This is a genomic window from Pseudomonas sp. NPDC085632 (genome assembly GCF_044541255.1).
In the GTDB taxonomy this organism is placed as follows: Bacteria; Pseudomonadota; Gammaproteobacteria; order Pseudomonadales; family Pseudomonadaceae; genus Aquipseudomonas.
Window position 1 is genome coordinate 35699 of sequence record NZ_JBITSX010000051.1, and the last position, 14453, is coordinate 50151.

The 14453-nt window shown below is 58.9% G+C and carries 11 protein-coding genes and 1 pseudogene; 7 read left to right on the plus strand and 5 right to left on the minus strand.

From position 1 onward, the window contains the following. Nucleotides 1–265: 265 nt before the first annotated feature. The 5 genes from moaE to ACIF4X_RS24455 form a co-directional block, all read right to left on the minus strand. The gene (gene moaE, locus ACIF4X_RS24435; protein ID WP_339449973.1) at nucleotides 266–718 is read right to left on the minus strand and encodes a molybdopterin synthase catalytic subunit MoaE; all 453 of its coding nucleotides are present in this window, start codon (nucleotides 716–718) and stop codon (nucleotides 266–268) included. 3 nt (nucleotides 719–721) lie between these two features. After that, complete coding sequence (locus ACIF4X_RS24440) at nucleotides 722–964, minus strand: MoaD/ThiS family protein (RefSeq protein ID WP_397484066.1); 243 nt, start codon at nucleotides 962–964, stop codon at nucleotides 722–724. Beyond that, nucleotides 961–1434 carry a cyclic pyranopterin monophosphate synthase MoaC gene (gene moaC / locus ACIF4X_RS24445; RefSeq protein WP_397484067.1) on the minus strand — a complete coding sequence of 158 codons (474 nt, stop codon included), beginning with the start codon at nucleotides 1432–1434 and terminating at the stop codon, nucleotides 961–963. Before moaC ends, ACIF4X_RS24440 begins: the two co-directional genes overlap by 4 nt. Nucleotides 1435–1660: 226 nt before the next feature. Continuing rightward, complete coding sequence (locus ACIF4X_RS24450) at nucleotides 1661–3055, minus strand: PhoH family protein (RefSeq protein ID WP_397484068.1); 1395 nt, start codon at nucleotides 3053–3055, stop codon at nucleotides 1661–1663. 337 nt (nucleotides 3056–3392) lie between these two features. Further along, complete coding sequence (locus tag ACIF4X_RS24455; RefSeq protein WP_397484069.1) at nucleotides 3393–4517, minus strand: polysaccharide deacetylase family protein; 1125 nt, start codon at nucleotides 4515–4517, stop codon at nucleotides 3393–3395. A gap of 231 nt (nucleotides 4518–4748) precedes the next feature. Here ACIF4X_RS24455 and yaaA point away from each other — a divergent pair, with 231 nt between their 5' ends. From yaaA to ACIF4X_RS24490, 7 genes and pseudogenes are all read left to right on the plus strand, one after another. Continuing rightward, nucleotides 4749–5528 (plus strand): peroxide stress protein YaaA, encoded by a 780-nt coding sequence (yaaA, locus tag ACIF4X_RS24460; RefSeq protein ID WP_397484070.1) that lies wholly within the window; start codon nucleotides 4749–4751, stop codon nucleotides 5526–5528. 809 nt (nucleotides 5529–6337) lie between these two features. Continuing rightward, a complete protein-coding gene (locus ACIF4X_RS24465) occupies nucleotides 6338–7654 on the plus strand; it encodes a nucleotide sugar dehydrogenase (RefSeq protein WP_008087506.1) in 1317 nt (438 codons plus the stop codon). A gap of 178 nt (nucleotides 7655–7832) precedes the next feature. After that, complete coding sequence (gene alg8 / locus ACIF4X_RS24470) at nucleotides 7833–9314, plus strand: mannuronan synthase (RefSeq protein WP_370872605.1); 1482 nt, start codon at nucleotides 7833–7835, stop codon at nucleotides 9312–9314. 35 nt (nucleotides 9315–9349) lie between these two features. Continuing rightward, nucleotides 9350–10519 (plus strand): PilZ domain-containing protein, encoded by a 1170-nt coding sequence (locus ACIF4X_RS24475; protein ID WP_397484071.1) that lies wholly within the window; start codon nucleotides 9350–9352, stop codon nucleotides 10517–10519. A gap of 9 nt (nucleotides 10520–10528) precedes the next feature. Continuing rightward, the gene (gene algK / locus ACIF4X_RS24480) at nucleotides 10529–12031 is read left to right on the plus strand and encodes an alginate biosynthesis TPR repeat lipoprotein AlgK (RefSeq protein ID WP_397484072.1); all 1503 of its coding nucleotides are present in this window, start codon (nucleotides 10529–10531) and stop codon (nucleotides 12029–12031) included. Continuing rightward, nucleotides 12028–13509, plus strand: a complete 1482-nt coding sequence (locus tag ACIF4X_RS24485) for an alginate export family protein (RefSeq protein ID WP_397484073.1) — start codon at nucleotides 12028–12030, stop codon at nucleotides 13507–13509. The genes algK and ACIF4X_RS24485 overlap by 4 nt, the downstream gene beginning before the upstream one ends. A 26-nt stretch (nucleotides 13510–13535) precedes the next feature. Then, nucleotides 13536–14453: pseudogene (locus ACIF4X_RS24490) on the plus strand (right-handed parallel beta-helix repeat-containing protein); the annotation flags it as partial.

Below are 14453 nucleotides of genomic sequence, written 5' to 3' on the forward strand. Positions count from 1 at the left end.
TCGTTCTCTCGCGGGTTGTTGTTGGTTTGGCAAGAAAGAGCTGAAACGGAGGCGATGCTTTTTTTGTACTTATAAATCCATATTGGACTTATACGTACAAGCCGTCAATCGGGCACAGAGGAAGGATTTTATTGATGCAGATGGCGTCTTCGCGAGCAGGCTCGCTCCCACAGGGGATCTGCAGCGAACACAATATCTGCGTGCAGGAAGATCCAATGTGGGAGCGAGCCTGCTCGCGAAGGCTTACTGAAGGGCGCTACAGGAATTACTGTTTCCAGCGATCCGCGGCGGCATGATCACTGTCCCGCCCCTCAACCCAACGCGGCCCGTCACTGGTGTTTTCCTTCTTCCAGAACGGTGCACGGGTTTTCAGGTAGTCCATGACGAAGGCACAGGCATCGAACGCGGCCTGGCGATGGGCACTGGCGGCGCCGACGAAAACGATCGGTTCGCCCGGCTCCAGCGCGCCGATGCGGTGCAGCACTTCCAGCTTCAGCAGTGGCCAGCGCTGCTCGGCTTCGATGGCGATCTTGCCGAGGGCTTTTTCGGTCATGCCCGGATAGTGTTCGAGAAACATCCCCGCCACATCCAGCCCATCGTTGAAGTCGCGCACATAGCCGACAAAACTCACCACCGCACCGACGCCGACATTGGCCGCGTGCATCGCGTTGACTTCAGCGCCCGGGTCGAACGGCGTGGCCTGTACGCGAATCGCCATGGTTCAGCCTCCGGTCACGGTCGGGAAAAACGCCACTTCGTCGCCATCGACCACCGGCTCGTCGAGCTGGCAGAGGTCTTCGTTGCGTGCGCACATCAGGTTCTGCTCGCTCAGTACTTCCGCGCCATCCCGTTGCACGAGCAATGCACGCACGTCATCGACGGTGGCGAAATCACCTTCAACCTTCACCGAGTCCACGCCCAGCGCTTCACGGTAACGGGCAAAAAACTTCACGGTCAGGTTCATCGCTGCTCCGCCTGAAAATGCCCACTCTTGCCACCGACCTTCTCCAGCAGACGCACGCTTTCGATGGTCATGCCGCGATCAACGGCTTTGCACATGTCGTAGATGGTCAGTGCGGCGACGCTGGCAGCGGTCAATGCTTCCATTTCCACACCGGTCTGCCCGGACAGTTTGCAACGGGCAACGATGCGCACGGTGTCTTCACCGTCGGCACTGAGTTCGACTTTGACGCCGGTGAGCATCAGCGGATGGCACAGGGGAATCAGATCGCTGGTTTTCTTCGCCGCTTGGATGCCGGCAATGCGCGCCACGGCGAACACGTCACCCTTGGGATGGCCGCCGCTGACGATCATCTGCAGGGTTTCGGGGAGCATGCGCACCAGCGCTTGGGCCGTCGCCTCACGGAACGTCACGGCTTTTTCGGTGACGTCGACCATGTTGGCGCGACCTTGGGAATCGAGATGAGTCAGCACGGGATTACTCCTGATCAGGAGCGTGGATTGTAAACCTGCAGGTCAAATTTCCGCACGCACGAATGTGGTGTTCTTCGTGTAGGAGCTGCCGAAGGCTGCGATCTTTTGACTTTGATTTTTAAAAACAAGATCAAAAGATCGCAGCCTTCGGCAGCTCCTACATTTGGTTTGTCTGCTGACATAAAAAACCGGGCGGCTTTGTGGCCGCCCGGTTTTGGGTGAAGGGTTACAAATGCGTTTCAGCGTATTCCGCCAGTATCGAGCGAGGCACCCCTTGCAAGGTGATGTGCACCCCGTTGGGGAAATCCTTGAAGCGTTCGGTCAGGTAGGTCAGCCCGGAGCTGGTCGCGGACAGGTAAGGGGTGTCGATCTGTGCGAGGTTGCCCAGGCACACTACTTTCGAACCGGCGCCAGCACGGGTGATGATGGTTTTCATCTGGTGCGGCGTGAGGTTCTGGCATTCGTCGATCAGGATCAGGCTCTGCTGGAAACTGCGACCGCGAATGTAGTTTAGCGATTTGAACTGCAACGGCACTTTGCTGAGGATGTAGTCGACGCTGCCATGGGTGTTTTCATCATCCATGTGCAAGGCTTCGAGGTTGTCGGTGATGGCGCCCAGCCAAGGCTCCATTTTTTCCGCTTCGGTGCCGGGCAGGAAGCCGATCTCCTGATCCAGGCCCTGCACGCTACGCGTGGCAATGATGCGCCGATAACGTTTGCTGACCATGGTCTGTTCGATCGCAGCGGCCAGCGCCAAAATGGTTTTACCGGAACCTGCCGCACCCGACAGGTTGACCAGATGAATGTCCGGATCGAGCAGCGCGTAAAGCGCCAGACTTTGATAAATGTCGCGCGGCTTGAGCCCCCACGCTTCCTGGTGCAGCAACGGCTCCTGATGCAGGTCGAGAATCAGCAGACGGTCTTCTTCAATCTCCTTGATCCAGCCGACGAAGCCCTGTTCATCAATGATGAACTCGTTGATGTGCACCGCCGGCAGGTTGTCGATCAGTTGTACCTGGTGCCAGGTGCGACCGTGATCCTGACGGGTTTCGACCTTGCTCACGCGGTCCCAGAAGGAGCCGGTCATGTTGTGGTAGCCGTTGGGCAGAAGCGACACGTCGTCGACCAGTTGGTCGGTGCTGTAATCCTCGGCATCGATGCCACAGGCGCGCGCCTTGAGGCGCATGTTGATGTCTTTGGTGACCAGGACTACCGGTTTTTTCGGGTCGCGGGTGTGCAGATCGATCAGTTGGTTGATGATTTTGTTGTCGTTCAGATGCTCGGGCAGAATCAGGTTCGATTCGGCCTGCTTGCTCATCAGAATTGACAGCAAGCCCTTCGGCCCACCCTTGCCGCGCTGGATCGGCACACCCAGTTCGACATCTTCCGGGGACGCATCGCCCAGGGTCTTGTCGATCAGCCGGATGGCCTGACGGCATTCAGCGGCCACGCTGTGATGCCCGCTCTTGAGCTTGTCCAGCTCTTCAAGCACGGTCATCGGGATCGCGACGTGGTGTTCTTCAAAATTCAGCAGGGCGTTTGGATCGTGAATCAATACGTTGGTATCGAGTACATAAAGGATTGGCTGGTTGGAGGAAGGGCTACGTCCGTGATCATCCATACTCGGTCACCTTTGTCAGAGCCAGTAGACGCAATACCTGGGCGGTGCTGCGCCTCGAAGTGACTGCCGAAATCTCACCTGCGGAGATTCAAGTGACTGCAAACAAACGGGTCTTGGAAGACGCCACCTGTGTTGCAGGTTTCGGCGGTCTGTCTTCGTAATACTCCAAAACCGATGACATAAAAAAGTACTTTGACGGTTTTTTTAAGTTTATTTTGCAAAGTGACGAAAAGCCCTTGGCGGACTCCGTCGACACCGTTAGAGTCGGAAGTCCGCCTGCATCGAATCCTCTGAAAAATTCGCCCCAAGCCCAATGTTTCCGGGCTTCTGCCGTTTCTCAGCGAAACGCGTCCTGACAGTCCTCCCAACCGATACCGCTTTGCGCCGTTTGCGTCAGCAGCCACGGCATCGAGATCTTCACCGCGTCCTGCTTGACGTTGAAATTGATCACCCCGTGGCGCCACAACAACATCAAGGTCAACACCCGTTGCGCGCTCGCTGCGCCCTTGAGCTTGCCGGCGCCGTCCTGGGCATCGATGTCCCACAGCGCCACTTGCAGGCCCTGGCTGTTGAAGAAGTCTTGCGCGTCACTGCGGCGCTGGCCATCCGGCGGACGGAACAGCGGCACGTAGTTTTCCGGCAATTTGTTCCTGACCAGATCAGCGCTGCGCCGCACCGAATCCTGCCAGTCCTGCCAGTGGCTGTGGGACCGGAACTCCCAACCCTGCACACCCACGCACATTTGCGAGAACGCTGCTTGCAGGCTGCTCACCGAACGCTCGGCCAACCGCGCCTGAATATCCTTGCCCAAAACGAAAAACGTAGCGCTCAGGTTCGACTTGCGCAGGTACTCGGCCAGCCAGCCGGTATTGTCCGGTTGCGCATTGGCGGCGCTGTCGAACGTCAGCAGAAACAGCCGATCGTGCATCTCGTCGCCATTACGTTCGTAGTCGCCGAAACGATCGAATTCATTGCTGGTCTGCGGCGACAGTGCAGCCTTGCGCATCAACTCATCCAGATACTGCACATGGAAGATCCGGCTAGGTTCGGCCCACTTGGTGTAATAACTGTCGTCGCTGACCACAAACTTGGCGGCCTGCTCACGCAGGGTCGGCAGGTCTTCGACGAGGAAGCAGAACGAGGCATCCTGATCGCAGCTTTGCTGGGCGTAGTTGTAGTTGGCCAACAGGCGCTGCCAGAGGCGCTGGCGCAGGCCGTTGATCGCGTCGATATTGACCGTGCGCAGGCCCAGACGCTGGGCCAGAGCGGCTTCGTCCATCGACTCGGTGCCGAGCAGGACACGGGCGAACATGAGGATTTCCGCGCGTGAGGCCACATCAAACAAGGTCGGGTTGCTGAGCTGCTCAGGCCAGGTGCTGCGATCCAGCGTCGCAATATCGCCCGGCGCCGCGACGGCACCGACGCTCAACAGCCACGCGGTGAATAAAAGAACAATGCGCAAAAGGGATGTCTCCATAACAAAACCCGCGCGGCACTATAGCTGATGTGCAAGGCTGAAGGACGCCGCCCTCACCCCAGCCCTCTCCCTATCCCTCCGGGAGAGGGTTAGGGTGAGGGAAAAATCCACCAGCCGTCGCAAATGCCCGAGCTTCCCCACACCTATTACCCCCATAGCTGGAGTCAACACCGACAACCCCCTAGAATCGCCCCCACGATTAAAGGAGACGACTTCATGCTGATGGTGATTTCCCCCGCCAAGACCCTCGATTACGAAACACCGCCGGCGACCCAGCGCTTCACCCAGCCGCAATACCTTGACCATTCCCAGGAACTGATCCAGCAATTGCGCGAGCTGACCCCGGCGCAGATCAGCGAACTGATGCACGTGTCCGACAAGATCGGCGGCCTCAACGCCGCGCGTTTCGGCAGCTGGACGCCCGCGTTCACCCCGGAGAACGCCAAGCAGGCGCTGCTCGCCTTCAAGGGCGACGTCTATACCGGCCTCGACGCGCAATCTTTCAGCGAAGCCGATTTCGATTACGCGCAAAAGCATCTGCGCATGCTCTCCGGCCTCTATGGTCTGCTGCGCCCGCTCGACCTGATGCAACCGTATCGCCTGGAAATGGGCACCAAACTCGCCAACGCCCGTGGCAAAGACCTGTACGCCTTCTGGGGCACGCGCATCAGCGAATGGCTGAATGAAGCGCTGGCCGATCAGGGCGACGACGTGCTGCTCAACCTGGCGTCCAACGAATATTTTTCGGCGGTGAAACGCACAGCCCTGAACGCGCGGATCATCAACACCGAGTTCAAGGACCAGAAGAACGGCCAGTACAAGATCATCAGCTTCTACGCGAAAAAGGCCCGAGGCCTGATGAGCCGTTTCGTGATCCAGGAAAAAATCAACGATCCGGCCTTGCTCAAGCAGTTCGATGTGCAGGGTTATCACTACAGCGCCGAGCAGTCGAAACCGGACAATCTGGTGTTTTTGCGCGACCACGCCCCCGAATAAAGCATGCCCAATGCACGACTCTTTCTATTAAGAGTCGTGCAGCTCGCACGATGTCAAAAATCCCTCGCCTTATTTCGCCATTTTTATGGCGCCAGAAAATAATCCCTGTCCTTTCTAATTTTAGTTTCACTCGACACTGATCATTTTTTTCAGTAGTGGCACCTGATTTTTTTCACCGTAGTGGCACAAAACTATCTAACGTGATTATTCGCCTGTTATTAAAGGTCGAAAATGAAAGTGCTATCAAATTGAGATTAGTGCCATCTCCGACAATATTTCAAGAAATTTCAGGTTTCGCGATGAGCGGGCAGGAACTTCGTCCAAATGCATAGCTCATACCACCGGTAACGATTCTCGCCGAGTTTGTACGAGATAACTTACGCAGAGCAGATAGCCATGTAACCAAGTTGCCACAGCAACTTGCCTAGATGACTAACTAGTCTCAAAACAGACGATGGACAGGAGATACGCACCATTTATATCCCCTATAAAGGCCATGGCCGCGCCCCTATAAACGTGCTCGCCTGAGCACCCAATCGCTTGATTTACGGGACTTTCATCCTGACATCGAGCGCGCAAGACGATTGCACAAGAGTCTTCTCAAAAGAAGATCGGCTGCATAACAGGGCACGTCATAACAACAAGGCCTGGTTGCGCACATCTTGAGTGCACTTATTTAGACACTCGAAACTTAGTATGCCTGCACACGGCATTGTGGCGCCTGTAAGCCGCACTTTCGAGTGCACTAGTGAACGCTGAACACCATTAACTCCGGCCTTCTAGGCCTGATATATACAGAGGTAATTGCGATGCGCATCAGCATATTTGGTTTGGGTTACGTTGGCGCAGTATGTGCCGGTTGCCTGTCTGCACGGGGCCATGACGTGGTTGGCGTCGATGTTGCCAAAGACAAGATCGACATGATCAACGCTGGCAAATCCCCCATTGTTGAACCGGGTCTGGGCGAACTTCTGCAACAGGGTATCCAGACCGGTCGTCTGCGTGGCACGACCAACTTCGCCGAAGCGATTCGTGACACTGACCTGTCGATGATCTGCGTCGGTACGCCGAGCAAAAAGAACGGCGACCTCGAACTGAACTACATCGAAGCGGTGTGCCGCGAGATCGGTTTTGTTCTGCGTGAAAAAACCACCCGCCACACCATCGTTGTACGCAGCACCGTATTGCCCGGCACTGTTGCCAACGTGGTGATCCCGATTCTCGAAGACTGCTCCGGCAAAAAGGCTGGCGTCGACTTCGGCGTTGCGGTCAACCCTGAGTTCCTGCGTGAATCCACCGCCATCGCCGACTACGACCTGCCACCGATGACCGTCATCGGCGAATTCGACAAGGCTTCGGGCGACGTTCTGCAATCGCTGTACGAAGAACTCGACGCACCGATCATCCGCAAGGACATCGCTGTCGCCGAGATGATCAAGTACACCTGCAACGTCTGGCACGCGACCAAAGTGACCTTCGCCAACGAGATCGGCAACATCGCCAAAGCGGTCGGCGTCGATGGCCGTGAAGTGATGGAAGTGGTTTGCCAGGACAAGACCCTCAACCTGTCTCAGTACTACATGCGCCCAGGCTTCGCCTTCGGCGGCTCGTGCCTGCCGAAAGACGTGCGCGCCCTGACCTACCGCGCCGGTTCCCTGGACGTCGAAGCACCGCTGCTCAACTCGCTGATGCGCAGCAACGAATCGCAAGTGCAGAACGCCTTCGACATCGTTGAAAGCCACGATAAACGCAAAGTCGCCCTGCTCGGCTTGAGCTTCAAGGCCGGCACCGACGACCTGCGCGAAAGCCCGCTGGTCGAGCTGGCCGAGATGCTGATCGGCAAGGGTTACGACCTGAGCATCTACGACAGCAACGTCGAGTACGCCCGTGTTCACGGCGCGAACAAGGACTACATCGAGTCGAAAATCCCGCACGTGTCGTCGCTGCTCAACGCGGACTTCGATTCGGTGATCGACAACTCCGACGTGATCATCCTCGGCAACCGCGACGAGAAATTCCGTGCGCTGGCCCAGCAAGCGCCGCACGGCAAGCAGGTCATCGACCTGGTCGGCTTCATGGCCAAAGCCACCGACGCTGGCACCCGTACCGAAGGTATCTGCTGGTAAAGCAGCCCTGTAGGAGCTGTCGAGTGAAACGAGGCTGCGATCTTTTCGGGAACACCAAAATCCCAAGCGAAAGATCAAAAGATCGCAGCCTTCGGCAGCTCCTACATGTCCTTGCAAGTTCTTGTAAGCCTGCCTTAACCCCATCGGGCCCGGCCCGAGATAGAGACGGATGCAGATTATGCACAGGCTAAAACACGGCCTACTTCAGGCCGCCGGTTGGCTGTTCTACCTAAGTTTGTTGATGGGCCTGGCCTTGATGCTGCCCACGTCCACATTCGACTCCGAGTCGAAGGACTTCATTTTCCTGATTGGCGCCGTAGGTATCTGGCGCTACTCGATGGGTGCAACGCACTTTGTGCGCGGCATGATTTTTCTCTACATCGTTTACCCGCACCTGCGCCGTAAAGTGCGCAAGCTGGGTAAGGCGGCGGACCCGTCGCATGTGTTCCTGATGGTCACCAGTTTCCGTATCGACGCGCTGACCACCGCGCAGGTCTACAGCTCGGTGATCCGCGAAGCCATCGACTGCGAACTGCCGACCACCGTGGTCTGCTCGATCGTGGAAATGTCCGATGAGCTGCTGGTCAAGGCGCTGTGGGCGCGGATGAATCCGCCAGAACGTGTGAAGCTCGACTTCGTGCGCATTCCCGGCACCGGCAAACGTGATGGCCTGGCCTATGGTTTCCGCGCGATCTCCCGTCACCTGCCGGACGACCGTGCAGTCGTCGCCGTGATCGATGGCGACACCGTGCTCGGCGAAGGCACCGTGCGCAAGACCGTGCCGTGGTTCCAGCTATTCGGCAACGTCGGCGGCCTGACCACCAACGAATTCTGCGAAGTACGCGGCGGCTACATCATGAGCGAATGGCACAAGCTGCGCTTCGCCCAGCGCCACATCAACATGTGCTCGATGGCCCTGTCCAAACGCGTACTGACCATGACCGGGCGCATGTCGGTGTTCCGCGCCACCGTGGTGACCAACCCGGAATTCATCGCCGACGTTGAAAGCGATTCGCTGCAACACTGGCGTCTGGGCCGTTTCAAGTTTTTGACCGGCGACGACAAGTCGAGCTGGTTCAGCCTGATGCGTCTGGGTTACGACACCTTCTACGTGCCTGACGCGGCGATCAACACCGTTGAACACCCGCCGGAAAAGAGCTTCATCAAGGCCAGCCGCAAACTGATGTTCCGCTGGTACGGCAACAACCTGCGCCAGAACTCCCGCGCTTTGGGCCTGGGGGTGAAACGCCTCGGCGCGTTCACTTCAGTGGTGCTGTTCGACCAGCGCGTATCGATGTGGACCTCCTTGCTCGGCCTGACCGTGGCGATCATCGCCAGCTTCAAATACGGCACCGCGTTCATTCTGGTTTATCTGCTGTGGATCGGCATCACCCGCCTGATCCTGACCTTGCTGTTGTCGTGTTCCGGTCACCGGATCGGCCCGGCTTATCCAGCGATTCTTTATTACAACCAGATCGTCGGCGCGCTGGTGAAGATCTATGTGTTCTTCCGCCTCGACCAACAATCCTGGACACGCCAACCCACATCCCTGACCCGTGATCTCGCCAGCTTTCAACGTTGGTTCAACACCTGGTCGTCTCGGACCATGACCTTCTCCGCCGGCAGCATTTTCGTCGCCGTGCTGCTGATGATGGTCTGACCCGCTCCTATTGAATTAACAAGGAAATCGCCCCTATGAATACCGCCGTGAACGTCAACGTAGTGCATGAATCCGAAGCCCAGCGCCAACACGCCCGCGTGAAAATCCCGGCCAAACTGCGCTTCTTCGGTCCCGACCGGACCCCGGTAGAAGCGCGGGTGCTCGACCTGTCCGCCGGCGGTCTGGCGTTCAACGCCGGGCAGATGCCGCTGACCATTGGCGAGGTGTACAAGGCGCGTCTGCAATTCGTCATCGACAACCTCGGCCTGGCCATGGACGTTGAACTGCAAGTGCGTTCCTACGACCGCCAGACCGGCCGCGTCGGCTGCCAGTTCCAGAACCTGGAACAACAGGACATTTCCACCCTGCGCCACTTGATCACTTCGCATCTGGCCGGCGACATCGTCAGCATCGGCGAAGTGCTGGCGACCCTGCAGCGCGACAACTTCACCAAGGCGCGCAAGGTCAAGGACGGCGGCTCCGGCATGACTCCTTTCGGTCGTCTGAAAGCAGTGACTTTCAGCGCCGGTATTTTCGCGGTCGGTCTGATTGCGGCGGGTTTCATTTTCAAATCGGTGTACGGCATGTACTTCGTCAGCCATGCGCAGGCCGGTCTGGTCAGCGTGCCGGGGATGAACATCACCATGCCGCGCGACGGCACCGTGCAGAGCCTGGTCAAGTCCGACGGCGTTGCCGCGAAAGGCGCGCCACTGGCGACCTTCAGCACCAGCATGCTCGACGTGCTCAAGGGCCATCTGGAAGAAGATCAACTGTCCCCGGCCAAGGTTGAAGAACTGTTCGGCAAGCAAATGACCGGCACCCTGACCTCGCCGTGCGATTGCACCGTGGCCCAGCAACTGGTGGCTGACGGTCAATACGCGAGCAAGGGCGACGTGATCTTCCAGTTGGTACCGCGCAACACCCAGGCCAACGTTGATGCGCGCTTCTCCTATCGCCAGTTCGGCGACGTGCGTCCGGGTACTCCGGTGAGCTTCCAGATCGCCGGCGAAGACAAGACCCGCACCGGCAAGATCGTCAGCAGCACCAGCCTGAAAAGCGAAGACCTGTCCTCCGACATCCGCGTGCAGATCAAACCTGACGAGCCGCTCGACAGCAGCCTCGCCGGTCGCCCGGTGGAAGTGAACAGCGACCGTGGCCCGAACCTGAACTGGCTGATCGACAAAGCCATGGCTGCCGGTCTTTAAGTCGAGGACATGCCTGTGACCTTTTTTCTGAAAACACCACAATCCCTGTGGGAGCTGGCTTGCCAGCGATGGGATCAATGCGGTCTAGCTGAAAAACCGAGTCGCCTGAATCGCTGGCAAGCCAGCTCCCACAAGGGGACCGTGTGTGCCTTGGCATTGGCAGTCAGCCTGGCCGGTTGCGCCGGCCTGCCCGATCAGCGTCTGGCCAACGAAGCGCTCAAGCGTGGCGACACCGCCACCGCCGCGCAGAATTATCAGCAACTGGCCGATCTGGGTTACAGCGAAGCGCAAGTCGGCCTCGCCGATATCCAGGTCGACAGCCGCGACCCTGCGCAAATGAAACAGGCCGAGGCGACTTACCGCGCCGCCGCCAGTGTTTCGCCGCGTGCTCAGGCGCGTCTCGGTCGCTTGCTGGTGGCCAAACCGGGTTCCACCGAAGCCGAGCATCAGGAAGCCGAAAGCCTGCTGAAAAAAGCCGCCGCCAACGGCGAAGGCAACACGTTGATCCCGCTGGCGATGCTGTACCTGCAATACCCGCACAGCTTCCCCAACATCAACGCGCAGCAGCAGATCGATCAGTGGCGCAAATCCGGTTACCCGGAAGCAGGTCTGGCGCAGGTGCTGCTGTATCGCACCCAAGGCACCTACGACCAGCACCTGGATGACGTGGAAAAAATCTGCAAAGCCGCGCTCAACACCACCGACATCTGCTACGTCGAACTGGCCACCGTTTACCAGAAACGCGCGCAGCCTGAGCAACAAGCCGAGCTGATCAAGCAACTGCAGGCCGGTTACAGCCGTGGCACCGTCACCGCGCAGCGCGTCGATTCCGTCGCCCGTGTACTGGCCGATTCGACCCTTGGCAAGACTGACGAAAAAACTGCGCAGTCGCTGCTCGAGCCGATCGCTCCGGGCTACCCGGCATCGTGGGTGACCCTGGCGCAGTTGCTCTACGACTATCCCGAACTGGGCGACGTCGATCAGATGATGAAGTACCTCGACAACGGCCGCGCCGCCGATCAACCGCGCGCAGAGCTGTTGCTGGGCAAGCTCTACTACGAAGGCAAAATGGTCCCGGCCGACGCCAAAGTCGCCGAAGAACATTTCCAGAAAGCCGTCGGCCGCGAAGTCGCCGCCGACTACTACCTCGGCCAGATCTATCGCCGTGGCTACCTCGGCAAGGTCTATCCGCAGAAAGCCCTCGATCACTTGCTGACCGCTGCGCGCAACGGCCAGAACAGCGCCGACTTCGCCATCGCCCAGCTGTTTTCCCAAGGCAAAGGCACCAAGCCCGACCCGCTCAACGCCTACGTGTTCAGCCAACTGGCCAAGGCGCAAAACACGCCGCAAGCCGATGAGCTGGCGACCACCCTCGCCGCGCAACTGCCGCCCGAGCGTCTGGCCGAAGCCCAACGTCTGCTGCAACAGGAGCAAGCCAGCCGTGGCGCTCTGAACCCGAACACGCTGCAACTGCACGCCCTGCAAGAAGAAGACGGCGAGGAAAAATTATGAAGCTCAATCCATTCGTGAAGGCCGGCATTGGCCTCACTTTCGCGCTGATCTGGTCTTGCCCGACACTGGCCGCGATGACTGAAACCAAGAACTTCGGCCTCGAAGTGAAAGTCACCGGCCAGTCCGAAGACGACCGCGACCTCGGTACCGCCAAGGGCGGCGACGTCAACGGTGTCGGCCTTGACCTGCGTCCATGGATCTACGGCGAAAGCGGCGCGTGGAGTGCCTACGCCATGGGCCAGGCCGTAACCTCGACCGACATCATTGAAACCGACACCCTGCAACAATCCGACGGTGAACAAGCCACCGACAACGGTGATCGCAAAACCAAGAAAAACTACCTGGCGATGCGCGAGTTCTGGGTTGGTTACAGCGGCCTCACGCCTTACCCGGGCGAGATGCTCAAGTTCGGTCGCCAGCGCCTGCGCAATGACGACGGCCAATGGCGCGACACCAACATCGAAGCGCTGAACTGGACCTTCGACACCACCCTGTTGCGCGCCAACGCCGGTGTCGCCGAACGCTTCAGCGAATACCGCACCGACTTGAAAGAGCTGGCGCCGAAAGACAAGGATCGCCTGCACGCCTACGCCGACGCTGCTTACCAGTGGACGCCGGGGCAATGGGTTGGCATTCGCGGTCATCACACCCACGATGACGGCAAACTCGATTACGCCGAACCGGGTGTACCGCGCGACTCACTGGATAAAACCGAGAACGGCGACATCAGCTGGCTCGGCCTCACCGCCGACAGCGACGCCTACAACTGGCGCAACACCAACACCGTCAACTACTGGGGCAGCATCACCGGCATGAGCGGCGACCGCGACTCGGTCAACGCGCTGAACGCCGATGGTTCGCGCCCGGCGCAAGCCAAGCGCAGCGATGACGTCAACGGCTGGGCCACCGACATCGGCGTGCGTCTGCGCCTCGATCCGCAATGGCAAGTCGGCGGTGCCTATGCCCGTGCCAGCGCCGATTACGAGCAGAACGGTCTGGAAAGCAACCGCTCCAACTACACCGGTACGCGCTCGCGGGTGCACCGTTTCGGCGAAGCCTTCCGTGGCGAAATGAACAACATGCAAACCGCGACCCTGTTCGGTTCGTGGATGGTCAACGACGAGTACGACGCCAGCCTGATCTACCACAAGTTCTGGCGTGTCGACGGCAACAAGCCGGTGGGCAGCAACGGCATCAACGCCGTGGAAAACAACACCGATGACGCCACCGGCGCAATCCTTTCCAGCACTTCGCTGCCGCTTGAAGACGGCAACAAGGACCTGGGTCAGGAGATGGACCTGGTCGTCACCAAGTACTTCAAGCAAGGCCTGTTGCCGGCGGCGCTGAGCCAGTCGATCGACGAGCCTTCGGCCCTCGTGCGTTTCCGTGGCGGTGTGTTCAAACCGGGCGATGCCTACGGCAAGCAGGTTGATTCGTACATGCACCGCGCGTTCATCGACGTGATCTGGCGCTTCTGATGCAAACCGCCAAGGGAGTGCCCGACATGATCAGCACCAGGACAGGCTCACTCAGCCTGCTGGCCGGCGCGATGCTGCTGGCCAGCGCCGGCGCCTTCGCCAACGTGGAGCCGACGGCGCCACAACCGGCCAAGCCGGCTACCGTGGCCAAAGAACTGCAACAGGCCAAGACCTACACCGTCAGCAGCGCGCCGACCGACGCGCTGAATCTGGCCGCGCCAAAACTGCCCGACCTCTCCGGCTTCACCGCCGAAGCCGCTGCGGCGAAAATCGTCCGCAGCAAACCGGGCAAGATCAGCGTGCGCCGGATGATGCAGGAAGACGCGCTGAAGGACTTTATCGGCGGCGACAACAAGATGGCCGAATGGGTGGTGCGTCAGCACGGCATCCCGCAGGCGATCTTCGTCGACGACGGCTACCTGAACCTCAAGGACCTGGCGAAGAAACTGCCCAAGCAGTACTTCAGCGAGACCTCGCCGGGCGTGTACCTGTCGAAGCTGCCGATCGTGGTTGGCCGTAAAGGCATCCTCGAAATCGACGGCCAGACTCAGGAATTGCGCCTGTCGCAAGAGGCCGGTTCGTTCCTGGTCAACGACGGTCAGTTGTTCGTGCGTGACACCAAAATCACTGGCTGGCGCGAGAAGGACAACGGCCCGGCGACCTTCCGTTCGCCGAAAGAATTCCGTCCGTTCCTGCTCGCCTGGGGCGGCACCGAGACCTACATCGTCAACAGCAAGATGGCCAGTTTCGGCTACGCCAACAGTAAGTCGTACGGCGTGAGTATTTCCCAGTACACGCCGAACATGGCCAAGGTGCTCAAGCGTCCTGAACCGACTGGCTGGATCGTCGGCTCCGAGTTCTCTGACATGTGGTACGGCTTCTACTGCTACGAGACCCGCGACTTCGTGGTCAAGGGCAACACCTACACACCCAACAACGTCTAC

Coding starts and splice junctions, on each gene's coding strand:
- moaE (WP_339449973.1), bottom strand. CDS start 718: ATGGCGATTCGCGTACAGGCCACGCCGTTCGACCCGGGCGCTGAAGTC.
- ACIF4X_RS24440 (WP_397484066.1), bottom strand. CDS start 964: ATGAACCTGACCGTGAAGTTTTTTGCCCGTTACCGTGAAGCGCTGGGC.
- ACIF4X_RS24450 (WP_397484068.1), bottom strand. CDS start 3,055: ATGGATGATCACGGACGTAGCCCTTCCTCCAACCAGCCAATCCTTTAT.
- yaaA (WP_397484070.1), top strand. CDS start 4,749: ATGCTGATGGTGATTTCCCCCGCCAAGACCCTCGATTACGAAACACCG.
- ACIF4X_RS24465 (WP_008087506.1), top strand. CDS start 6,338: ATGCGCATCAGCATATTTGGTTTGGGTTACGTTGGCGCAGTATGTGCC.
- alg8 (WP_370872605.1), top strand. CDS start 7,833: ATGCACAGGCTAAAACACGGCCTACTTCAGGCCGCCGGTTGGCTGTTC.
- ACIF4X_RS24475 (WP_397484071.1), top strand. CDS start 9,350: ATGAATACCGCCGTGAACGTCAACGTAGTGCATGAATCCGAAGCCCAG.
- algK (WP_397484072.1), top strand. CDS start 10,529: ATGCCTGTGACCTTTTTTCTGAAAACACCACAATCCCTGTGGGAGCTG.
- ACIF4X_RS24485 (WP_397484073.1), top strand. CDS start 12,028: ATGAAGCTCAATCCATTCGTGAAGGCCGGCATTGGCCTCACTTTCGCG.